The 22,224-nt window shown below is 68.8% G+C and carries 19 protein-coding genes and 2 tRNA genes; 11 read left to right on the top strand and 10 right to left on the bottom strand.

The features are described 5' to 3' along the window. Position 1 precedes the first annotated feature (1 nt). From ACWGE0_RS18425 to ACWGE0_RS18415, 3 genes are read right to left on the bottom strand one after another with little or no spacing between them, the layout of a single operon-like run. Positions 2–955, bottom strand: coding sequence for a glycosyltransferase (locus ACWGE0_RS18425; protein WP_452262077.1), 954 nt, complete (start codon positions 953–955; stop codon positions 2–4). Positions 956–964: 9 nt separating this feature from the next. After that, positions 965–1,543: a hypothetical protein gene (locus ACWGE0_RS18420; RefSeq protein WP_452262076.1), complete on the bottom strand. Its 579-nt coding sequence runs from the start codon at positions 1,541–1,543 to the stop codon at positions 965–967. 1 nt (position 1,544) lies between these two features. Beyond that, a complete protein-coding gene (locus ACWGE0_RS18415) occupies positions 1,545–2,402 on the bottom strand; it encodes an NAD(P)-dependent oxidoreductase (protein ID WP_452262075.1) in 858 nt (285 codons plus the stop codon). A 117-nt stretch (positions 2,403–2,519) separates the two neighbouring features. Between ACWGE0_RS18415 and ACWGE0_RS18410 the strand changes: the two genes are divergently transcribed. From ACWGE0_RS18410 to ACWGE0_RS18400, 3 genes are read left to right on the top strand one after another with little or no spacing between them, the layout of a single operon-like run. Further along, a complete protein-coding gene (locus ACWGE0_RS18410) occupies positions 2,520–3,488 on the top strand; it encodes a GlxA family transcriptional regulator (protein WP_452262074.1) in 969 nt (322 codons plus the stop codon). A gap of 8 nt (positions 3,489–3,496) precedes the next feature. Next, positions 3,497–4,054 carry a sugar O-acetyltransferase gene (locus tag ACWGE0_RS18405; protein ID WP_452262073.1) on the top strand — a complete coding sequence of 186 codons (558 nt, stop codon included), beginning with the start codon at positions 3,497–3,499 and terminating at the stop codon, positions 4,052–4,054. A 4-nt stretch (positions 4,055–4,058) separates the two neighbouring features. After that, on the top strand, positions 4,059–4,466 hold the full coding sequence (locus ACWGE0_RS18400) for a YjbQ family protein (protein WP_452262072.1): 408 nt from the start codon (positions 4,059–4,061) through the stop codon (positions 4,464–4,466). On the opposite strand, the gene ACWGE0_RS18395 is transcribed toward ACWGE0_RS18400, so the two are convergent. After that, positions 4,362–5,339 (bottom strand): ABC transporter permease, encoded by a 978-nt coding sequence (locus ACWGE0_RS18395; protein WP_452262071.1) that lies wholly within the window; start codon positions 5,337–5,339, stop codon positions 4,362–4,364. The two genes, ACWGE0_RS18400 and ACWGE0_RS18395, sit on opposite strands and share 105 nt — an antisense overlap. A gap of 120 nt (positions 5,340–5,459) precedes the next feature. On the opposite strand from ACWGE0_RS18395, the gene ACWGE0_RS18390 reads away from it, so the two are divergent. Beyond that, complete coding sequence (locus ACWGE0_RS18390) at positions 5,460–6,434, top strand: hypothetical protein (protein WP_452262070.1); 975 nt, start codon at positions 5,460–5,462, stop codon at positions 6,432–6,434. Between the two features lie 15 nt (positions 6,435–6,449). Here the strand turns inward: ACWGE0_RS18390 and ACWGE0_RS18385 are convergent, their stop codons facing one another. Next, on the bottom strand, positions 6,450–9,437 hold the full coding sequence (locus tag ACWGE0_RS18385) for a BTAD domain-containing putative transcriptional regulator (RefSeq protein ID WP_452262069.1): 2,988 nt from the start codon (positions 9,435–9,437) through the stop codon (positions 6,450–6,452). Positions 9,438–10,126: 689 nt separating this feature from the next. On the opposite strand from ACWGE0_RS18385, the gene ACWGE0_RS18380 reads away from it, so the two are divergent. Beyond that, entirely contained in the window at positions 10,127–10,393 is a 267-nt protein-coding gene (locus ACWGE0_RS18380; protein WP_452262068.1) for a hypothetical protein, read from the top strand. A 43-nt stretch (positions 10,394–10,436) separates the two neighbouring features. After that, the gene (locus ACWGE0_RS18375; protein ID WP_452262067.1) at positions 10,437–12,989 is read left to right on the top strand and encodes a BTAD domain-containing putative transcriptional regulator; all 2,553 of its coding nucleotides are present in this window, start codon (positions 10,437–10,439) and stop codon (positions 12,987–12,989) included. 76 nt (positions 12,990–13,065) lie between these two features. Here ACWGE0_RS18375 and ACWGE0_RS18370 read toward each other — a convergent pair whose 3' ends face one another. Further along, on the bottom strand, positions 13,066–14,808 hold the full coding sequence (locus tag ACWGE0_RS18370; RefSeq protein WP_452262066.1) for a proline--tRNA ligase: 1,743 nt from the start codon (positions 14,806–14,808) through the stop codon (positions 13,066–13,068). Positions 14,809–14,943: 135 nt separating this feature from the next. Here ACWGE0_RS18370 and ACWGE0_RS18365 point away from each other — a divergent pair, with 135 nt between their 5' ends. Continuing rightward, on the top strand, positions 14,944–15,303 hold the full coding sequence (locus ACWGE0_RS18365; protein WP_452262065.1) for a VOC family protein: 360 nt from the start codon (positions 14,944–14,946) through the stop codon (positions 15,301–15,303). Here ACWGE0_RS18365 and ACWGE0_RS18360 read toward each other — a convergent pair. Further along, positions 15,300–16,262: a GNAT family N-acetyltransferase gene (locus ACWGE0_RS18360; RefSeq protein ID WP_452262064.1), complete on the bottom strand. Its 963-nt coding sequence runs from the start codon at positions 16,260–16,262 to the stop codon at positions 15,300–15,302. The genes ACWGE0_RS18365 and ACWGE0_RS18360 overlap by 4 nt on opposite strands. 120 nt (positions 16,263–16,382) lie before the next feature. On the opposite strand from ACWGE0_RS18360, the gene ACWGE0_RS18355 reads away from it, so the two are divergent. Then, positions 16,383–16,550: a hypothetical protein gene (locus ACWGE0_RS18355; RefSeq protein ID WP_452262063.1), complete on the top strand. Its 168-nt coding sequence runs from the start codon at positions 16,383–16,385 to the stop codon at positions 16,548–16,550. A 250-nt stretch (positions 16,551–16,800) separates the two neighbouring features. Here ACWGE0_RS18355 and ACWGE0_RS18350 read toward each other — a convergent pair. The 3 genes from ACWGE0_RS18350 to ACWGE0_RS18340 all read right to left on the bottom strand — a co-directional run bounded on the left by ACWGE0_RS18350 (position 16,801) and on the right by ACWGE0_RS18340 (position 18,304). Further along, positions 16,801–16,876 (bottom strand) — tRNA-Lys (locus ACWGE0_RS18350). A 6-nt stretch (positions 16,877–16,882) separates the two neighbouring features. Further along, positions 16,883–16,955, bottom strand: a tRNA-Gln gene (locus ACWGE0_RS18345). Between the two features lie 17 nt (positions 16,956–16,972). Further along, complete coding sequence (locus tag ACWGE0_RS18340) at positions 16,973–18,304, bottom strand: hypothetical protein (RefSeq protein ID WP_452262062.1); 1,332 nt, start codon at positions 18,302–18,304, stop codon at positions 16,973–16,975. Positions 18,305–18,364: 60 nt separating this feature from the next. Here ACWGE0_RS18340 and yaaA point away from each other — a divergent pair, with 60 nt between their 5' ends. The 3 genes from yaaA to ACWGE0_RS18325 all read left to right on the top strand — a co-directional run bounded on the left by yaaA (position 18,365) and on the right by ACWGE0_RS18325 (position 22,048). Continuing rightward, positions 18,365–19,093, top strand: coding sequence for a peroxide stress protein YaaA (gene yaaA / locus ACWGE0_RS18335; RefSeq protein WP_452262061.1), 729 nt, complete (start codon positions 18,365–18,367; stop codon positions 19,091–19,093). A 207-nt stretch (positions 19,094–19,300) separates the two neighbouring features. Then, the gene (locus ACWGE0_RS18330) at positions 19,301–20,269 is read left to right on the top strand and encodes a serine protein kinase RIO (RefSeq protein ID WP_452262060.1); all 969 of its coding nucleotides are present in this window, start codon (positions 19,301–19,303) and stop codon (positions 20,267–20,269) included. 234 nt (positions 20,270–20,503) lie between these two features. Further along, positions 20,504–22,048 carry a DEAD/DEAH box helicase gene (locus tag ACWGE0_RS18325; protein WP_452262059.1) on the top strand — a complete coding sequence of 515 codons (1,545 nt, stop codon included), beginning with the start codon at positions 20,504–20,506 and terminating at the stop codon, positions 22,046–22,048. Positions 22,049–22,224 lie beyond the last annotated feature (176 nt).

Genomic DNA, 22,224 nt, shown 5'->3' with positions numbered 1-22,224 from the left:
GTTACACAACGTCGGCCAGGCTGTCCGCAACTTCCTCCGGCGAAGGCATGTGACGTATCTCCCGGGCTACCTGACCTGCGGCTTCGCGATACTGACCGTCCACCAGCAACAGTCGCGCACAGTCCGCGATCGGGCCGGCACTGAACGCGTCCGGCCGCACCGCCGCGCCCGCCGAGACGAGCGCGTCGGCGTTGCCGAACTGATCCGCGCCCTGCGGCAGGACGACCTGCGGAACCCCGGCGGCCAGCGCGCCCAGCATCGTGCCGCTGCCGCCGTGGTGAACGACGACGTCCGCGTACCGGAGCACCTCCGCCTGGGGCAGCCACGGGTGCACGGTCACGTTCGGCGGCACGTGCGCGAGCTCGACGTGCGGCGCGGCGACGACCACCTGCGCGTCGGAGAGCTTGCCCAGCCCCACGACCGCCTCGGCGAGCAGTTCCCGGGTACCGAACGCGGTGCCGAGCGTGAGGTAGATCAGCTTCCCTGCCGTGCGCACCGGTATCTCACCGGGCTCGGCGAACGGCACCGGACGCAACCCGATCCGGTCCTCCGCCAGGAAAGCGGGGTCCTGCAACGACGGCGGGCAGATGTCGACGTGCCGCCCACCGGCAGGCCGCACGAGCCCGATGCCCTCGGGGAACATCCGCCCGAACCCGTGCCACAGCGCGGGAAATCCGCGCCGCCGGGCCTCGGACACGACCTCGGGCACCGCCCACTCGCCGATCACGAGGTCGGGCAGCAGCCGTTCCAGTTCCGGCGCGATGTCCTCGGCGTAGATCTCCCCGAACACGATCCCCGGCCGGAACGGCCGCAAGCCGAGCTTCCCGAGCACTTTGTGCATCTCCTCGCCGACGGCGAAGTGCACCTCGTGCCCGGCGTTCCGCATCGCGATCGCCAACGGGATCAACGGATAGGTGTGGCCAACCGTGGCCATGCTGGCGAAGAGCACGCGCATGACGTGAACTTACGCGGCGACCGACCCGTGCCACTGCCACTGCTCCCGCGGCGGCACCCCTGGTAGTTCGCCGCGTCCTGTGCACCACAACAACAACGCCACGGGGTCCGAATGCTGCGGGGCGTCGGGGAAGAGCCGCTCGACCACCAGCGCGCAGGGCTCGGGCTTCGGTCGCCACTCCACGTCGTGCGCCCGCATGATGTCGTGCGTGTGCATCGTCAGTTCGGTGACACCCATCGCCGCGAAACCCGCCGCGTCCGAGACGCCCCACGGATGCCAAGCACGCACGTCCGTGGCGGTCAGCGCGACCGTGCGGGACAGCAGCGTGGCGGTGGTCACGACACCTTCGAGGCAGTGCTCGATCGGCAGGCCCGGACGCAGGGTGCCCAGCAGGCTGGTCCACCGGCTCTCGGCCTGGGTCGCCAGCAGCGCGGTGTAGCCGAGCAGGCCCTCCACGACGTGGTCGAGGGTCGTCCGGCAGGACCACTCCAGACCGTGTGCGCGGCGGAGGAAGCCGTCCTCCGGGAGCTTGCCCAGGACGTGTACGCAGTCGTGGGCCGTGGCGTCGAGTGCTGAGGACCAGTCCACCTCAGGCCGCCTTCGCGCGCAGCAGCTCGATGATCCTCGCCCAGCCGTCGTCGCCGTGCCCTGCCGCCACGGCTCGCCGCGCGTAGTCGTGCAGCAGCCTGGGCAGTGCCGAGTCGACCTTCCTGACCTCGCTGGCGTGCACCAGGTGGTCCAGCGTGGCCAGGTGCACGTCGAGGGTGGCGTCCGAGCCGGGGTAACGGCCGGCGTCGACCTGCTCGGCGTAGGTGCTGAGGAATCCCGCCACCGGACCGAGCCAGCGGGTGGCCAGCGGCGTGAAGTGCCCGGCGGTCGACCCGTCGGCGGTGACGAGTGCGCCCGCGTGCAGCCATCCGGTGAGCGTGGCCCACATGATGCCCAGAAGTGCCGTGTCGTACAGCGCGGCCCTGCCCGGTTCCGCACCGAGATTGACCGGCTCGGCCAGCGCTGACAGCAGGTCCGCCGCCTCGGCGAAGGCCTCCTGGTCTCCGCTGTAGAGGATCATCGAGCGCTGGTCGCCGATGCCGGGCGGCGTCGTCATGATGCCGCCGTCGACGTAGCGCACACCGCGCTCGGCCATCTGCCCGGCGAGCTCGCGGGCCTGCTCCGGTGAGCCGGAGGTGAGGTTGACCAGGACGCCGGACAGCTCCGGGTCGAGGACCTCGGTCAGCGCCGGGTAGTCCAGCACGCAGGCCACCACGACAGGGGCGGACCGCTGCGCTGCCACGGCCGAGCCCGCGGCGTGCGCCCCTTCGGACACCAGTGGCGCGATCTTGCTTTCCGAGCGGTTCCAGACCGTGACGCGGTGACCGGCGCGCAGGAAGGCGGAAGCGAGCGCCGACCCCATCTGACCGAGTCCGAGCACGGCGACGTCGGAGTGCATTGCGTTGTCCCCCAATGGGTTGTCGATTGATCTCGACAACCCTCGCAAGCACCGCCGCCGGCCGACAGTGGCAGAAATGCCTCCTGTCGAACGATTGCTGCCAGCTAGCCTGACCTCATGGCAACGGGCACGGTGGCGATCTTGGTGACGGACGACGACGCGCCTGCCCTTTGGGACGTCTACGAGGCCGGGCTGGCGTGCGTCGTGTTCGGCGTCGACCACTTCGATCCCTGGTACACGATGCGGCTGTGCGGCCTGAACCCCGCCGCACCACGAGCGCGAAGCGGTTGGGTGCTGAGTCCAGAACACGGAGTGGAAGGCCTCCAAGGCGCGGACACCATCATCGTCCCGTCAGTTCCGCAGGCCGTCCTCGACGGAACCGATCCGCTGGATCCCTTGCTGGTCAAGGAACTCCAGGACGCCGCGGCCAACGGTGTGCGCATCGCCTCGCTGTGCAACGGCGCGTTCGTGCTCGCGGAGGCTGGCCTGCTCGACGGCAGGAGAGCCACCGCGCACTGGTCGTACACCGACCGGCTGGCTCGCAGGTTCCCGGAGGTGCGGGTCGACGACTCGGTGCTCTACATCGACGACGGCTCGATCCTCACCAGCGCGGGCGCGGCCGCCGGGCTCGACCTGTGCCTGCACCTCGTGCGTCAGGACTTCGGCGCGCACGTCGCGAACCAGCTGGCCCGCAAGCTGTGCGTGCCCGCCCACCGCACCGGCGGCCAGGCCCAGTTCGTCACCAGGCACGTCCCGGACACCGACGACGACAGCATCGCCCCGGTGCTCGAGTGGGCCGCCGGACACCTGGACCGGCCGCTCACCGTCGCCCAGCTCGCGCGCCGTGCCGGGATGAGCCAGCGCTCGTTCTTCCGCCGCCTGCGCGAGGCCACCGGCAGCACCCCGTTGCGGTGGCTGCTCGCCCAGCGCGTCGCCCACGCCCAGGCGCTGCTGGAGACGACGTCGCTGTCCGTCGAACAGGTCGCGCAACGCTGCGGTCTGGGCACCGGCACGAACCTGCGCCGCCACTTCACCGCCCACGTCGGCGTCACGCCCACCGACTACCGCCGTGCCTACGCAGGTTGAATGTCCTCATGGGAACCAACCGCGAGAAGATGATCAACGGCGAGCCCTACCAGCCCGGCGACCCCGAGCTGGACGCGGACCGGCGGCGCGCCTGGCGGGAGATGGCCCGGTTCAACGCGCACGACCCGGAAGACCTCGACGGCATGTACGCCATCATCAAGGGCTTCGTCGCGGAGATCGGCGAGAACTCGACGTTCATGCAGCGCCTGCAGATCGAGTACGGCTACAACACCCGCATCGGCGCGAACTTCTTCATGAACTACGACGGCATCATCCTCGACTGCGGCCCGGTCACCATCGGCGACAACGTGATGATGGGCCCGCGCGTGCAGCTGCTGACGGCGTTGCACCCCATCGAAGACCACGACGCGCGGATCGAGGGCTGGGAGACCACCGCACCGATCGTCATCGGGGACAAGGTGTGGTTCGGCGGCGGCGTGATCGTGTGTCCGGGTGTGACGATCGGGAACAACACGGTCGTCGGCGCGGGCAGTGTCGTCACGCGCGATTTGCCTGATTATGTGCTCGCAGTCGGCAACCCCGCACGGGTGGTTCGTAAGATCTGAGGTCATGCGCAGCGAGGAGATCCAGATCCGCACCGGTGACGAAGAGGTCGTGCACGACCTCACGCGTGAGTGCGAGCGGTTTCTCTCCAGTGAGAACGGCGACGGCCTGCTGCACGTGTGGGTGCCACACGCGACCGCCGGCGTCGCGATCATCGAGACGGGCGCGGGCAGCGACGACGACCTGCTGACCGCGTTGGAGCGCATCCTCCCCCACGACGTGAAGTGGCGGCACCGGCACGGCACCCCTGGTCACGGTCGTGACCACGTGATGCCCGCGCTGGTGCCGCCCTACGCGACGATCCCGGTGCTAGGCGGTGTGCTGGCGCTCGGCACCTGGCAGTCGATCTGCCTCGTCGACACCAACGTCGACAACCCCGTCCGCACGGTCCGGCTGAGCTTCCTGGCCGGCTAGTTCAGCTTTGTTCACGGCAAGCAGCACGAGCCCGACGAGCGCGATCCCGCCGAACACCCACCACTCGGTGCCGACGGACCCGTCGTACATGAGGCTGCGCAGGCCTTCCGTGGAGAACCGGAACGGCGTCCACGACCACAGCACCGCTTTGTAGGCCGGGTTGAGCAGCTCCGGCACCTGGCCCGCCACCGCGGGCGCCATCAGGTAGAGCAGGCCGAGGATCGCCATCGCGCGGACGCCGAGGTGCTTGAACAACCCGGCCTGCAGCAGCGCGAACGACACGGCGACGGCGAGCATGAAGCCGAGTGCCTCAGCGCTGAACGTGACGCCCCACCACGCCAACAGCCCCGTCACGGAACCAACGACCAGCACGGCCGTCGTCAGCGACGACAGCAGCCGGAACCGCCGTCCCTTCAGCACGACGAACAGCAGTCCGGCGATCATCCCGCCGACCCACAACAGCGCCGACGCGGCAAGAGGCGCCGTGCGTTCGGCAGCGGACACGGCCTGGGTTTCGACCTTGAGCGGCAGTCCGGCGCCCTGGGCGATGCCGGTCAGCACCTGCTGGGCGACCTGCGTGCCCGACGGGTTGATCGCGGGGTTCAGCCGGATCGTGGCCTGACCGGGCACGATCTCCAGAACCCCGTAGACCTCCTTGTCCGCCAACAAGGTCCGGGCCTCGTCCGCGCCCACCACCCTGATGTCGACCTCGGCGGAGTCGGCGGCTGTCACGCGTTCCGCGATCGGCGGAGGCGCGACCACGGCGAGCGGGACGTCGTGCGGATGCACGGTCGCCTGCACGCCGAACGTCAGCAATCCCAGGAGAAACGCCACCACCGCGCCTGCGACGGCGGTGACCAGCGCGGTGCGCATCACGAGCCTCCTAAAGTTCATCACATGTTGAATTCGATGGGAACGCTACGCCCGACACACCTCGGAAGTCAACGCTTGATGAATTAAGACCTGTCAGACCTACCAGGTACCGTTTCGCCCGTGACTTACCCAGGTGGCGGCGGACAGGGCGGCTGGAACGACCAGCAGGGCTGGGGCCAGCAGCAGGGTGACCACCCCAGCGGTGGCTACCCCAGTGGTGGCTACCAGACCGGCGGCTACCCGCAGACTGGCGGTTTCCCGCAGCAGGGAGGCTTCCCGCAGACGGGCGGCTTCCCCCAGCAGGGTCAGGGCGGGTACGGCGGCCTCGGCGTGTACGGCGGGTTCGACAACGAACCGCCGAAGAAGAGCAACAAGACGCTCTGGCTGGTGCTCGGCGCGGTAGTGCTCGTGCTCCTGGTCGGCGGCGGCCTGACGTGGCTCCTGGTCTCGCGCTCGAACAAGACCGACGCGCAGACCGACCCGTCCACGTCCACCAGCACCTCGGCCCAGGCGACCACCGGCCCGTGCAAGGACGACGGCATGCAGTGCGTCGAGACGGGACTCGGCTTCAACTACGAGGTCCCGAAGAGCTGGGACGCCCTCCCCGAGGCCAAGATCGCGGTCGAGAAGTTCCAGGGCATCTCGCTGTCCGGCATCACCTCGTACGGCGACTACCAGTGCGAGGGCAAGGACTTCACCAAGGGCACCAACGGCGGCACGCTGCTGCCCAAGGGCGACATCAACCAGACCGCCACCGACTTCGCCAAGGCCATGGCGGTGCAGTACTACTCGTCGGGCGGCGAGCCCAAGGTCACGGTGTCGCCGCCCAAGGCCGTGAAGATCCAGCACACCCAGAAGGACGGCAAGAAGGTCGTCGTCGAGGGCGTGCAGGTCGACGCCACCGTCACCCAGTCGGCCAGCAAGTGCCTGGCGAGCAAGGGCCTGCTCAAGGTTGTCGTGCTCAACGGCAGCAACAAGCTGCACGTGCTGGTCGTGAACGGCGACCTGGAGGGCGGCGGAGGCGGCACGAACCCGCCGCTGCCGAAGGAGACCGAGTTGCAGAAGATGATCGACTCGCTGGTGCCGACAACCTGATCGGCTGGGCGGGGCTCAGCGCGCGCCGCCGTTCGACGGGACGGCGGTGGGCAGCGGGTTGTCGACGGTGATCTTCTCCAGCACCGCCAGCGCCTTGCTCTCCCACAACGAGAGCCGCAGCTCCTGGAACGTCATCATCGCCTGCTCCACGATGGCGATCGCGTGGAACGTCTCCCCGCGCTGCGACACCAGCTGCGCCAGGTCGAGCCGGATCCGCGCCGCCCCGACCCGGTCGAGGTTCTCCTCGCACAACCGGATCGCGCGCCGCAGCAGGCGGCCGGCCTCCGCGAACATCCGCATCCGCCCGTGGATCAGCCCGAGCGAGTGCAGCGCGTAGCTCTCGCCGACGGTGTCGCCGGAGCGCTGCACCATGCCGAGCACCGACGTGATGAGCTGCTGCGCCTGCTCGTAGCGCCCCTGCACCAGCATCGCGCTGCCCAGCCGGTACAGCACCTGGGCCTCGACGCGCGGGCTGGAGATCTCCCGGCACATCCCCAACGCCCCGCGCAGCTGCCCCACCGCGAGTTCGTGCTCACCGCGGTCCAGCGACAGCTGCGCGAGCTGCGACACGACGTACGCCTGACCGACGACGTCACCCACTCGCCTGAACCCGGCCAGCGACTGCTCGAAGATCCGGGTCGCGAGCTCCGGCCGTCCCTCGTTGTACTCCAGCAACCCCAGATTGCGGCGCACCAGCGCCAAGCCGTGGGAGTCGTCGAGCTCGATGAAGAGCTCCAACGCGGGTTCCAGGGCCGTCCGGGACGCCTCCATCCGCCGCTGGCTGTGGTGCAACGACCCGAGCGAGCACAGCAGGGCCGCGGTGCCGCGTTTGTTGCCCGCCTTGCGCACGGCGTCCAGTGCGCGTTCGTGGGTCTGCTGCCAGTCGTCGAGGTAGCTGCGGGTTTCGAAAAGCGTCACGAGCGTCATCGCGAGGTCCCAGCACAGCTCGTCCAGGCCCGCGTCGGCGGCCTGCAGGACGGCGGCGCAGATGTTCGGGCGCTCGCTTTCCAGCCAGCCCAACGGGTCCTGCAGCACCTGGCCGAGGTACGGGGCGTGCGGTTGCCAACGTTGACCATGGCCGTGCAGAACGGTGAAGTCGCCGCCGTAGAGCTGTTGGTGCGCCTGTTCGGCCATCGCGAGCCAGCCGCCGGCGACGCGTTCGACCGCGGCGAGTTGCGTGGCCGGTGATTCGTGCACGGCGAGTTGTTCCTTGGCGAACAGGCGAATCAGGTCGTGGAAGCGGTAGCGCGGCAACCCCGTGATGTCGCTGCCGACCACGTCGAGCAGCTGGGCGTCCACCAGGCGTTCCAACAGGTCGAAGCCGCGGTGGCGTTCGTCGTCGGTGAGCGCGGAGGCGGTCCAGACGGGCAGGCTTTCCGCTTCCAGCAACGACATCAGCCGCATGACCCGGCACGTGTCGGGCTCCAGGCCGTCGTAGGTCAACGACAGGCTGGCGCGCACGACCATGTCGCCGTGCACGAGTTCGTCCAGGCGGTGGCGTTCGTCGGCGAGGCGGCCGACCATCGAGGCGAGCGTCCAGTGCGGGCGGGCGGCGAGGCGCGCGCCGATGATCCGCAGGGCCAGTGGGAGCCCTCCCACGACATCTACCAACGCATTCGCAGCGACGTGCTCGCTCTCCAGACGTTGCGTGCCGATGATGCGGCCGAGCAGTTCCAGCGCGTCGTCGGATTCCATGAAGTCGACGTCGACCAAATGAGATCCGGCGAGACCGGTCAAACGGGTCCGGCTCGTGACGACGACACCGCACGTCGGCGAGCCCGGAAGCAGCTGGTGTACCTGCGATTCACTGCCTGCGTCATCGAGAACAACCAGCACACGGCGGTTGGCGAGCATGCTGCGGTACATGTCCGCGCGCTCGTCCACACCGTCAGGCAACGTCGACCCCACGGCGCCCAAAGCGGACAGAAATCGGCCAAGAACTTCGGCGGGGGTGGCTGGCAGGGCCTGGGTGCCCCGGAGGTCGCAGTAGAGCTGGCCGTCCGGGTAGGTCTCGACGGCGACGCGGTGGGCGACGTGCACCGCGAGAGCGCTCTTACCGATGCCCGCCTTGCCAGAGATGTTCACCACCGGCATGGTCGTGTGGTCGCCGGACAGCACGGTCTCGGCACGGGCCACGACGTCCTGGCGCCCGATGAAGTCCGAGATGGTGGCCGGAAGCTGGTGCGGTGACACGACGTTCTGCACGGTCACCGGGACCGACTTCTCCTGGTCGAGACGCAGCACCTCGTCGTCGGTGAGGATCGCCGTCTCGAGTTTGCGCAATTGGTCACTCGGCTCGAGACCGAGGTGCTCGATGAACAGGTCGCGGCCGGTCCGATAGACGTCCAGCGCCTCGGACTGCCGGCCGGATCGGTAGAGCGCGAGCATGAGCTGGCCGCGCGGGCGTTCTCGCAGCGGATGCTCGGTCACCATGCTCTGCAATTCACCGATGAGTGCGTGATGGCGGCCGAGCAACAACTCGATGTCGACGCAGTTCTCCAGCACCGACAAGCGTTTCTCGTCCAGCCGCAATGCTTTGTTGTGCAACGTGGCCGCGGCGCCGCCGAGTGCGGGTCCGCGCCACAACGCCAGTGCCGATCGCAGAGCCGTCGACGCCTCCTCCATCCGTCCCTGACGGACAGCGGCGTCGGAGTCGGCCACACGGCGTTCGAAGAGGAAGGTGTCGATCTTGTCGCCGGCCACTCGCAGCAGGTAGCCGGGCTGGCGGGTCTCGATCTGGGCGTCGACGCCGACGCGTGCGAACTCCCGCCGGAGCGCGGACACGCAGATCTGGATCTGCGCCCGTGCGGTCGACGGCGGGGTGTGTTCCCAGACGAGGTCGATCAGCTGGTCCATGCTGACCACGCGATTGGCTTCGAGCAGGAGAGCGCCCAGGATCGTCTGCTGACGTCCCGGGGGTACCTGAACCTGCTCCTCGGCGCCGATGACCTCGATCGGGCCGAGCAGCTTGAAAATCAGCTTCTCATCAGGGGCGGAGCTCATGACGGACGACCCCTCGCGCCTTTATTTCCCGCAAAGCCCCTACACCTCGCGCTCCGGCCGTTTTCACCATTGAGAAATTGTATTCGCCGAAGACGCAGAACCGCACTTCAAGGGCGTCACCTCAAGACCGGGCGGCAATATGAAACTGTTTCACATCCCTTGTTTGACCTCCGGTTGCAGCAACTGCAGACGGTCACTCTCATGGGTGATGATCTCCGAAGTTAGCCTCGGCCGGTAAAACTGTCAAGATCTTTCTTGTGCATACCAGCACGATCCACCACAATGCGCCCGATCTCAACAGGCATCTCATTTGGATCTAGAATTCATCGTGGTGGCGACGTACTTCACGACGATCGTACGGCACGCCGCCAAGCAGCCTGAACGCCTCATCAGGACTACTCCGAGCGGCACAAGCCGTTCGTTCGGATCGCTAACCGCACCCAACCATTGCGGTACACCGCACCTAATTCTGCGGATAAGCGACCACCGTGCGTAGTAACAGCAGTTTGCTGACTGGTCCGTCAGCTATTGAGGCGTCTCAATTGGCCACTTCAGCTCCGCCATCACGGCCGATTGATACGCGGTGGGTGTGCGATAGAGCGGCGATGGGCGGCACTTCTAACTTCGTTCTCAGACGCCGGTCGAAGGCGCCTTCACCACAAGGTCCGACCAAGTAAGAGGAGGCCGACATGATCCGCAAGACGACCGCAGCCGCTCTGGTTCTCTCCGCCATCCCGGCGGCCCTGGCACTCACGCTCTTCTCCGGTACCGCACAGGCCGACGACGACACCCCGTGGGGCAAGTCCCTCTCCGACGACACCCCCTGGGGCAAGGTCATCGCCGACGACGACACCCCTTGGGGCCGCGGCATCACGCCCACGGACGGCGACACACCGTGGGGCAGCACGATCACACTCCCCGCGCTGCCGAACGACGACGACACCCCCTGGGGCTGATCTCCCCCTCCGTCCGGATTCTCACCCAATGGAGGCCAGAACCATGCGATTCCACCTGCTGGGCTCACTCGAAGTCCTCGACGACGACATGCCCGTGCCACTGGGCGGCGTCAAGCAGCGCGCGGCTCTGGGATTCCTCCTGCTGCACGCCAACCGCGTTGTGGCGACCAGCAAACTGCTCCAGGCGCTGTGGTCGCGGGACGTCCCGCCCACGGCGCGCAAGATGCTCCAGAACGCGGTCTCCGGACTGCGTGGCGTTCTCACACCCCACGGCAGCGCCGAGGGTTCCGCGCTGCTGCTCACCCACGCGCCGGGCTACCTGCTGCGCGTGGACCAGAACTCCCTCGACCTGTCTCAGTTCCAGCAGCTGACCGAACAGGGACGAGGTGACCTGTCCTCCGGCAACTGGCCCGCCGCCGCGAAGGTGCTCCGCAAGGCGCTGAGCTTGTGGCGCGGTCCGGTGCTCGCGGATCTTGCGGAGACCGGCATCAACTGGCCGGAGCTGACCGCCATCAAGGACTGGCGGCTGGCGACGCAGGAGGACTGCTTCGAGGCAGAACTCGCCTGTGGAAGGCACTACGAGGTCATCGGCGAACTCGAATCGCTGATCGAGGTCGAACCGTACCGCGAACGGCTCAACGGGCAGCTCATGCTCGCGCTGTACCGGTGTGGCCGGCAGGTGGACGCGCTGAGCGTCTATCGCCGTACGAGAGCGGCGTTGGTGGAGGAACTCGGTCTCGAGCCAGGCCGCGAGCTCCAGGAACTGGAGCGCGCGATTCTCGACCACGCTCCCGCGCTGGACCTGCCGCCGTCGGTGCAACGCAGGCACCTGCTCGCCGTCGGCCAGTCTTCTCCTGTGCCCGCTCCTGTCGTGATCACGCCGCCGCCGGCCCCCGTCGCGGAGCCCGTTGCTCCCGCGCCGGCCGTGGACGTGACGATCGTGGAGCGCAAGCTCGTCAGCGTCGTGATGGTGTCCGCCCAGCTCGGTCTCGCGGCCGGCGACGGCGATCCCGAGGACGTCGACGCGGTGCACCAGGAAGTCGCTTCCGTTGTCTCCGCTGAAGTTTCCCGGTTGGGCGGTGTCGTCGGCGGCAACGTCGGTTCGGTGTTCCTCGCGTTGTTCGGTGTACCACGTACTTCTGAGGACGACGCTGACCGTGCCGTGCGAGCCTCGTTGGCCATCCGCGACCGTCTCTCCTCTGTCGCGGACGTGCAGATCGGCGTTGCGACCGGCGACTCTCTCGTGCGCCTGCCTTCTTCTGGCGCGCCTACTGCCACCGGCGTGCTGCTCGACCAGTGCCGTCAGCTGATGGCGTTGTCGCCTTTAGGCGCGGTTCGCGCGTGCAGTGCGACTCGTGAGGCCGCTGGTTCCGTGACGTGGTCCGCTGATCCCTCCCCCACCGGTGGCTGGCAGGCGGTCTCGTGCGTGTCTCCGCGCGGCGCGACCCGTCGTTCGCAGGCCGCGGTGCCGTTCGTCGAGCGCGAGCGTGAGTTGCTCGTGCTGCAAGGTCTACTGGACGAGGTTCGCACTCGTCGCCGTCCGCACTTCGTGACCGTGCTCGGTGAAGCGGGCGTGGGCAAGACACGGCTCGTCAACGAGCTCAACTCGTCTTGTTCGATGGCTCTGCGTGGCACCGCTACGGCTTTTGGCGACGACCACGGCTACGGCCCGTTGTGCGACGTTGTGCGCGGTTTTGCTTCACCGGAGACGCTGAGAGCCGCCGTTTCGTCGTTGGTCGGCGTCGGTGAGCTCGCGGACAACCTGGCGGCGAGCCTGGCCGGGCTGGTGGAGCCGTCCCCGTCGGTGCCCGCCGACTTCTCGGCGTGGCGCCGGTTCCTGGAGGAGATCGCCGAGTCCGAGCCGCTGGTCGTCTTCCTGGAGGATCTGCACTGGGCGAACGACGTGGTGCTCGACTTCGTGGAGGAGCTGAGCGAGCACGCGGGTTCCGTGCCGCTGCTCGTGATCGCCACGGCTCGGCCGGAGTTGTTGCAGCGCCGTCCGTCCTGGTTCGGCGGTAAGCGCAATGCCACGACGATCAGCTTGGAGCCGTTGTCCCACAACGGAACCCGCAGCCTCATGAACTCACTGCTGGAGGCTCGCGAGCTGTCGTCCGAACTGTGGCAGGCACTCGTGTCGTGCGTCGGCGGCAACCCGTTGTTCGCCACCGAGTACGCCCGCATGGTCGCGGACCCGCGCATGCCGTGCGTGCAGAACGATGGTGCGTTGCCGGTACCGCCGCCTGTGCGTGGTGTGCTCACGGCTCAGCTCGACTCGTTGCCGTTCGAGGTGAAGGCCGTGCTGCAGGACGCGGCCGTCGTGGGTGATCTGGTGTCGCCTGGCGCGGTGGCCGCCGTGGGTCAACGCGACCCGCTCGAGGTGGCCAAGGCGTTGGAGTTGTTGGAACAGCGCGACTTCCTGCGCCGGCAAGGCCGCAACAGCGAGACCGGCGAGATCGAATACGGCTTCCGTCACCTGCTCGTGCGTGACGTGGTGGCAGAGCAACTTCCTCGCGCCGTGCGTGCTCTCAAGCAGGAGCGTGCCGTCGCGTGGTTCGAGGAGCCGGCGCTGGACCTCACCGACCGCCGGGCGGGCTGATCCCGCTCCGGGCAATGCTGAACGCCGAGCAGCGCGTCCCACCCCCAGCGCGCTGCTCGGCGTTCGGTTGTTCGATCTAGCCGCGGACGACCTGCACCAGGTGGTCGACGACCTCCGCGACCGGCACGTCGGCGCGCTCGCCGGACTTGCGGTCCTTGACCTCGACGACGCCGTCCTTGAGGCCGCGGCCGACCACCAGGATCGTCGGGATGCCGACCAGTTCGGCGTCCGCGAACTTCACGCCGGGGCTCGCCTTGCGGTCGTCCAGCATGACCTTGAGGCCCTTGGCGCTGAGCTGCTTCGCGAAGTCCTCGCCGGCCGCGGTGAGGGTCTCGTCCTTGCCCGCGATGACGACGTGGACGTCGGCGGGGGCGACGTTACGGGGCCAGATCAGGCCGCGGTCGTCGTGCGACTGCTCCGCGATGACCGCGACGAGCCGCGAGACGCCGACGCCGTACGAGCCCATGGTGATGCGGACGGGCTTGGAGTCCGGGCCGAGGGCGTCGAGCGAGAACGCGTCCGCGTACTTGCGGCCGAGCTGGAAGATGTGGCCGATCTCGATGCCGCGCGCGGCGACCAGCACGCCCTGGCCGTCGGGCGACGGGTCGCCCTCGCGGACCTCGGCGACGTCGATGACGCCGTCGGGCGTGAAGTCGCGGCCCACCACCAGGTCGAGGATGTGGTGATCGGTCTTGTCCGCGCCGGTGACCCACGCGGTGCCCTTGACGATGCGGGGGTCGGCGAGGAAGCGGACGCCGTTCGCCTGGATCGCGCCCGGTCCGATGTAGCCCTTGACCAGGAACGAGTTCTTGGCGAAGTCGGACTCCTCGAGCATCGCGACCTCGGCGGGTTCCACGGCTGCTTCGAGACGCTTGAAGTCGATCTCGCGGTCGCCGGGGACGGCCACGGCGAGCAGCTCCCAGTCCTTGCCGGGGTGCTTCACCTTGACCAGGACGTTCTTCAACGTGTCCGCCGCGGTGAACTTGCGGTCGGTGTTCGCGTTGAGGAAGTCCACCAGCGACTCGATGGTGGGCGTGTTCGGCGTGTGGTGCACCTGCGCCGCGGGCTTGTCGTCGATCGACTGCTCGGCGGGCGCGGGCGTGGCGACGGCCTCGACGTTCGCCGCGTAACCGGACTCGGTGCTGCGGACGAACGTGTCCTCACCCGTCTCGGCGACCGCGAGGAACTCCTCGGACGCGGAGCCGCCCATCGCGCCGGACGTGGCGGAGACGATCACGTACTCCAGGCCGAGCCGGTCGAAGATGCGGATGTAGGCGTCGCGGTGGTCCTGGTACGACTGGCTCAGGCCCTCGTCGGTGAGGTCGAACGAGTACGAGTCCTTCATCAGGAACTCGCGGCCGCGCAGGATCCCCGCGCGGGGACGCGCCTCGTCGCGGTACTTGGTCTGGATCTGGTACAGCGTGACGGGGTAGTCCTTGTACGAGCTGTACTCGCCCTTCACCGCGAGGGTGAACATCTCCTCGTGCGTGGGACCGAGGAGGTAGTCGGCGCCCTTGCGGTCCTTGAGACGGAACAGGTTGGGGCCGTACTCCTCCCACCGGTTCGTCGCCTCGTAGGGCTCCTTGGGCAGCAGCGCGGGGAACTGGATCTCCTGCGCACCGAAGGCGTCCATCTCCTCGCGGACGACGGCCTCGATGTTGCGCAGGACCTTGAGCCCGAGCGGCAGCCAGGTGTACCCGCCCGGCGCGACGCGGCGGACGTAGCCGGCGCGCACCAGCAGCTTGTGGCTGGGCACTTCGGCGTCCGCCGGGTCCTCGCGAAGAGTGCGCAGGAACAGCGACGACATCCTGGTGATCACGGTGGGTACTCCTCGTTCACGGGCAGTTGAAACAGCGTACTGGTTGGACGTTTCCCGAAATCGCGCGCGGTGCTTCCGACGGGCCCTGACCTGGGCGAACCAGAATTGTCAGACCCCCTGAGTAGCGTCCGTCGCATGTCCCTGACGATTGCCATGATCACCATCGACACCGGCGACGCGCGCAAGCTCGCGGAGTTCTGGACGGCCGCGCTGAACACCACCGTGCAGAACGACTGGGGCGAGTTCCTCGTCCTCGCGCCGAACACCGAGAACGGTCCGGCCCTCGGCATCCAGCAGGTGCCGGACGCCACGCCGGGCAAGAACCGCGTCCACTTCGACTCGCACGTGCCGGACCGCCTGGCGGAGGTCGCCAGACTCGTCGAGCTCGGTGCCACCGAGGTGGCGGTGCACAGCGTCCCCGGTCTGGTCTGGTCGGTGCTGACCGATCCGGACGGCAACCAGTTCTGCGTCGGTCAGGCCGGCGAAGAGCTTTAGGCGTTCAGCTTGACCGGCAGCCCGTAGTCGATCCAGGTCCGCGCCACCTCGAACCCGGCGCGCTCGTACACGCCGAGCGCACGGGTCGAGTTGGCCGAGTCCACGGACAGCCCTGCGCGGTGGTAGCCCTGCGCCTTGCCCTGAGCCAGCGTCCAGCTCAGCAAGGCCGAGGCGACACCACGCCCGCGGTGCTCCGCGAGAGTGCCGACGTCCCCGATCCACAGCTCGCGGACGCCGGTCATCTCCTCGACGACCGGGTAGTGCCGTGCCAGCACGAAACCGACGACGGCGCTGTTCGCGAGCGCCAGGAAGGAGGTCTGCGGGACGAACCGCTTGCTGTTCGTGAAGGACGCGGCCCATTCCTCCGGGCTGCGCTCGACCGAACCCCAATGCTCGGCGAACGCCGCGTTGCACACCTCGCGAACCTCTTCGTCGCGAGCGGCGGAGAACGGCACGATCTCGTAGTCGGCCGGGATCGGGACCTGGGCGAGTGACTCGCCCAGTGCCACCTCCAGCTCGTAGAAGTGGCGGTCCGCGCGGAAGCCGAGTGCTTCGCACAGCGCGACGTGGCCAGCTGAACGGCTCTCGGCCATGGTGCTCGCCACCATCGGCATGACCGGGTGACGCGCGGCGTGCAACTCGCGCGCCATGGTCATCAGCCGAGGCAACAGCTCACGGCCGATGCCGTTGCGGCGGAACTCCGGGTGCACCATCCCGTCCAGCCGGACGCGGTGCGTGCCCACGGGTTCGTCTCGCAGCACGACGAAGCCGTACGCCGCAAGGGTTCCGTCCACGAGCACGGCCAGCGACCCGTTGAGCAGGTCCGCCTCGGCGAACGACTCGGTGAAGTCCTCTTCGGACAGCAGTTCTCCGGTGTCGTCGACCGCCTCGCCCGCGTTGTACAGCGCGGCCACCACAGGGATGTCCGCGGTGGTGAGCGGGCGCCAGACGAGTTCCACTCAATCGACGCTACGGGGAGGTGATAAGCCCAACAACCGAATAACGCGTTGCCCGCCGTGCGACACCAACGCCATTCCGCGCATGCTCGCCGTCGAGCAGGCGAGCCTCGACGAGGGGACGTGTTCGAGAATGGGCACGCCCTGGCGTGGGAACGCTGGGTGCGCGCCAACCCGGACTCCCCGCACGCCGAAGACGTCCGCGCCAAGGCGGACAGGGCCCGCAGCAACCGCCTGCGCGGGTGGCGCGGCACCATGGGCCTCGCCGACGTGACGCTCCAGGCGCCGTAGCGACCACAGCCGAGGGTGAGTACCGGCACGTGCCTGCCGTTTGCGAGGCCGACGCATGCCGCTCCACCGTTTCGCACGGACGGCGCGGCATACCCAGCCGCGAACACCAGACGGCACAGGCGCCGTCGAGATCACGGCCGGGTGAGTGCCGGCACGTGCCTACGACTTGCGAGGCCGACGCACGCCACCCCACCGTTCACACGGATGGCGCGGCATGCCCAGCCCGGAAAGCCAGACGCCACAGGCGTCGTGGAGAACACGACCGGGCTCGAACCGGCGTCCCCCCGGATTAAGAGCCGGGCGCTCTACCACTGAGCTACGTGTTCCACGCGTTCGGCCGGCCGGGCTCGAACCGGCGTCCGCCCGGTCCCAGAGCCGGGTGTTCTACCGCTGAACTACAGCCGAACGCGGTACAGCCTCACTCAGTCGACCGCGTCCTGTCCACCCAATACCTCGGTGTTCAGCGACTTGCCGCTGAACACCCGCGCGCGACGCAACGCCATGGCCCACAACGGATCGGACACGGACACGCCGTGCACGAGCTCCGGGGTCGGCCGGAAGCGCGCGATGCCGCTGTGCGCTCGCGGGGCCGTCCATCCGGAACGTTCGGGCTCCACGCGGTGCTCACGGCATGCCGCCTCCACGTCGGCGCGCGTGCAGACAGCCGTGCCGGCGAGCACGTCCCACGGCAGCGGCAGGCGCGACCACACCGAGGTGTCCGGGTGCAGGCCGCCTCCCGACATCTGGTGCCAGCGGGCGAGGTCCGCGGCGACCACGCGCATCACCTTGCCCGGCCAGGCGTCCTCGACCAGCGAGGTCAGGCCGGCGGCGTGCAGGCAGGTGATCCAGCCGGCGCGCGCGGCGTTGTAGGCGCCGGCCAGGGCGTTCCAGGTCGACGAGTCCACGCCGCGGCGCACGACCATGGTCGCGTGGTCGATGTCGGACGCACGCCACAGCTCGCCCAGCTGTGTTGCCACCGACCTGGTCGCCGCCGACCACCGGCCGAGCAGTTCGCCGAGCTGTTCTGGACGCAGCTTGCGCAGGACGTCCCACGTCGGACAGGCCAGCGCGATCATGGCCCAGTCGGTGCGGGGCGTGCAGCGCGCGAACAGCAGGTCCGCCACCTGGTCGAACGGGTTCTCCCGGCCGGCGAGCGAGAACTCGCGGCGCAGCTTGCGCCGGGACGTGAAGTAGGCGATGAAGCACGCCGCGTCCGGGTCGGCGCGGAACCGGTCGCGGTCGATCGAGCCGACGAACCCCGCCGCCGCGAGCAGCGTCATGCGCCGCATCTTCCGCGCGCGTTCCAGTCGGCCGGCCTTCGCGGAAAGCCGGCGCAGCATGCGGAAACGCCGGTTGTACTGACGCTTCGACAATTCGATGCCCGCGTCGGCACGGGCCTCGCGGTTCAGCCGGTCAGCGAGGAAGTCCGTGCGTGCCGGGTCCCAGTTGATCTCGGCGCCGGCGAAGGCCGCGAACTCCAGCACCGAGATCGGGTCGTCGACGTCGACGGTGCCTCCGTCCACACCGAACAGGAAACGGGTCGCGGCCACCTGACGTGCGGCACCGACCGGCCGGGCGTAGTCGTCGCTCATGCCGGAGAAGCCGTGCCACCGCGACGCGTGCTGAGCCACCTCGCGGAGCACCGCGCGTTCGCCATGCGTCAGCGAAGGCTGTGCCTCCAGCACGAGGGCGGCCACGTCCTCCGGGCGCAGCCGTGCGTCGAGTGAGTCGTAGAGACGGTCCAATGCGTCCACGCATTCCAGAGCACCACGCAGGTCCAGCGGTTTTCCAGCTTTGCCCTACGATTTCCCACCGTGCTGGTGCTGCTTCCCCCGTCGGAGACCAAGGCGATCGGCGGCGAGGGCGCGCCGCTCGACCTCGACGCGCTGTCGTTCCCCGAGCTCAACCCGGTCCGCGACAAGCTCGTGTCGGCGCTCGCCGACCTGGCCAAGGACGTTCCGGCGAGCCTCAAGGCGCTCGACATCTCCGAGCGCCAGGTCGATGAGGTGCACCGGAACGCGGCGTTGCGCACGTCCGAGACGACGCCCGCGCTGCTGCGCTACACCGGCGTGCTCTACGACAACCTGGACTTCCCGTCGCTCAAGAAGGCCGAGAAAGAGCGGGCGTACGAACGGCTCGCGGTCGCGTCGGCGTTGTTCGGGGCGATCCGCGGTGGCGACCCGGTTCCCGCGTACCGGTTGTCGGGTGGCAGCACGCTTCCGTCCCACGGCAGCCTGCGCACGTTGTGGAAACCGGCGCTGGAGCCCTTGTTCCGGGAGACCGACGAGTTCGTCGTCGACCTGCGTTCCGGCGCGTACTCGAGCCTCGCGCGGATCCCGCACGCCGTCGTCGTCCGGGTGATCACGAGCGAAGGCAAGGTCGTGAGCCACTTCAACAAGGCCCACAAGGGACTGCTCGCGCGGGCAATCGCGACCAGCAAGGCCGATCCGGACGACCTGAAAGGCCTGGTCAGGCTCGCGCAGAAGGCCGGGTTGAAGATGGTGCCCACCGGCGAGAAGACCGCCGACCTGATCACGGATTAATTCGGTTGCGGGCCCGGCGGGAGACCGGGCAAGCTTCAGTTCGCCGAAGCGCGGCGTGAGGAACGAGGAGGTGCGACATGTCAGAGCCTGTCTTTGGACGCGGCACCGCATGCGCGACCCCGTCCTCCGCCCTTCGCGCCTGATCAGCATCGTTTGATCGCAGAGCGCCAGTGGGGCGGTCACCTTCACCATCCGGGAGACCCCACCGTGCGCGAGCACGATCTTTACGAACGCTACGAATCTGCTTTCGATGGCGCCGACGAAACCATGCGGCGCAAGGGAAAGCGCACCAACAAGAACGCCGCCGACGCGGAACCGACGCGTCGCGGCCGGATGACCGAAGAAGAGAAGCTGCGGATCTCGCGGCTGCGCGAGGACCAGCTCAGCACGGCGGACACCCCCGAGGACGGCGATCGCTGGTCCACGTGGGGCGACGCCGACCAGGGGCCCAAGCCCTACCCGGCCTGGCTCATCACCGAACTGGCCGCGGTCGACCGCGAGCTGGGCATCGTGAAGACCGGCAAGGAGGCGGACGTCTTCCTGCTGGAACGCGCGATGGGTGAACGGGCGTGCCTGCTCGCCGCCAAGCGCTACCGCAGCAACGACCACCGGATGTTCCACCGCGACGCGGGGTATCTGGAAGGCCGGCGGATGAAGAAGTCCCGCGAGATGCGGGCCATCCAGAACCGCACCTCGTTCGGGCGCAACCTGATCGCGGAGCAGTGGGCCGTCGCGGAGTTCGCGGCGCTCACGAAGCTGTGGCAGATCGGCGCACCCGTGCCGTATCCGGTGCAGCGCAGCGGCACCGAGCTGCTGCTGGAGTTCATCGGTGACGACAAGGGCACCGCGGCACCACGGCTCGCACAGGCCCGTCCGGACGAGGACGAGCTGCTCGACCTGTGGCGGCAGCTGGTCAGCACGTTGATGACGCTCGCGGAAGCGGGTCTCACCCACGGCGACCTGTCCGCGTACAACCTGATGGTCCACGAGGGCAGGCTGATCATGATCGACCTGCCCCAGGTGGTCGACCTCGTCGCGAACCCCCGCGGGCCGGAGTTCCTCGACCGCGACGTCCGCAACATCTGCGGCTGGTTCACCTCGCGCGGCCTGCCGCCTGAGATGTCCGACCCGTCCGCGCTGGTGGCGACGCTGCTGGACGTGGCGGGTATGGGGTGAGTCACCTTGCGCGTCCGGCCGTGTCCAACGACACTGCCGGGCGCGCAGGCCGTGGCCATTGATCAGCTAGACTGTGCTGTACACCGATGAAGGCTTGACGGCCGTTGACCGGTGTTTCCACCCACTCATCAGCGGCGTGACCATCACGCCGGGCCCGTCCTTGTGATCGGCACCGCGGTAGCGCGCGGGGCAGCCTCGAGACGTGCCATGTCCCGGAGGTTTGTTTTGCCATCAATGTCCGAAGGTCGTTCCGAGCGTGTACAGAGCCGCAGGTCACCGCGGCGCCGCCCGGGCCGCCAGGGCAATTCCTCGCGTCCGCAGCAGCGGGTCGAGGAACCGATCGTCGCCGAGGTCTTCGAGAGCACGCTGCCGGAAGGCCCGCTGCCCTCGTTCGCCGAACTCGGCTTGGCCGACGCGCTGATCCGCTCGCTCGTCGCCAACGAAATCACCGCGCCGTTCCCGATCCAGGCGGCCACCCTTCCCGACGCCATGTCCGGCCGTGACATCCTCGGCCGCGGCCAGACGGGCTCGGGCAAGACGCTCGCGTTCGGTCTCGCCATGCTGACCCGCCTCGCGACCGGCCGCTCGCAGCCGAACAAGCCGCGCGGCCTGATCCTCGTCCCGACCCGCGAGCTCGCGATGCAGGTGGAAACGGCGCTCACGCCGCACGCCCGCGCGCTAGGCCTGTGGTGCCGCGTCATCGTCGGCGGCACGTCGTTCCCGCGCCAGATCGATCACCTGCGCCGCGGCGTCGACCTGCTGATCGCGACGCCGGGCCGGTTGTCCGACCACGTCCGCCAGGGCACGTGCGACCTCGGCTCGGTCGAGATCACCGCGCTGGACGAGGCCGACCAGATGGCGGACATGGGCTTCATGCCCCAGGTCCGCGCGATCCTCGACCTCACCCCGCAGGACGGGCAGCGCCTGCTGTTCTCCGCGACGCTCGACGGCGACGTGGACAAGCTGGTCCGCCAGTACCTGCACAACCCGGTGACGCACTCGGTGGCCCCGGCCACCGCCAGCGTCACGACCATGGAGCACCACCTGCTGTTCGTGTCCGCGGAGGACAAGCAGAACGTGGTGAACGAGGTGGCCGCGCGCGAGGGCCGCACGATCATGTTCGTGCGCACCAAGCACCACGTGGACCGCCTGGCCAAGAAGCTGCGTTCGATGGGCGTCAACGCCGGAGCGCTGCACGGCGGCAAGGCGCAGAGCGCGCGCACCCGCGTGCTCGGCGAGTTCCGCGAGGGCACCATGCCGGTCCTGATCGCCACCGACGTCGCCGCCCGCGGCATCCACGTCGACGACGTCTCGCTGGTAGTCCACGTCGACCCGCCGGCCGACCCGAAGGACTACCTGCACCGCGCAGGCCGCACCGCCCGCGCCGGCCAGTCCGGCACGGTCGTCACGCTGGTCACCCACGACCAGCGCCGCGCGGTCCAGGGCATGGCAGCACGAGCAGGCATCCGTCCGGAGAGCACGAAGGTGCGCCCCGGCGACGACGACCTGATCCGCATCACCGGTGCCCGCATCCCGAGCGGCGAGCCGATCATCGAACGCGAGAAGCCGGCCCGCCGCAGCGGCAGCGCCGGTGGCCGTCGCTTCGGCGCCCCGGCAGCCGGTGGCGGCCGCGGCGAGTACCGCGGCGGCTCCGGCCGTCGCACCGAGGGCGGCGAGTTCCGCGGTGGCCCGCGTCGCTCGGAACGCTCCGAGGGCGGCCGCGGCTTCGGCCGGGCAGCAAGCAGCACCGGGCGTCCGCGCCGGGCGCCGCAGCACTGATCTGATTCGACGACGAGGGCCGCTTCCCACCGGGGAGGCGGCCCTCGTCGTGTGTGGGCCTCGTGCGGCCGCGTCACCTCCTGCCGAGGCACAGGTTCTGCGGGACTACGCCCGTCAGCAGCAGGCGCCGCGACACCGACCGGACTCAACGGCAACAGCCGCTTCCCCGCGGGGAG

This window comes from Lentzea sp. NPDC054927 (genome assembly GCF_053610285.1).
This window is presented reverse-complemented; position numbering and strand designations above follow the sequence as displayed.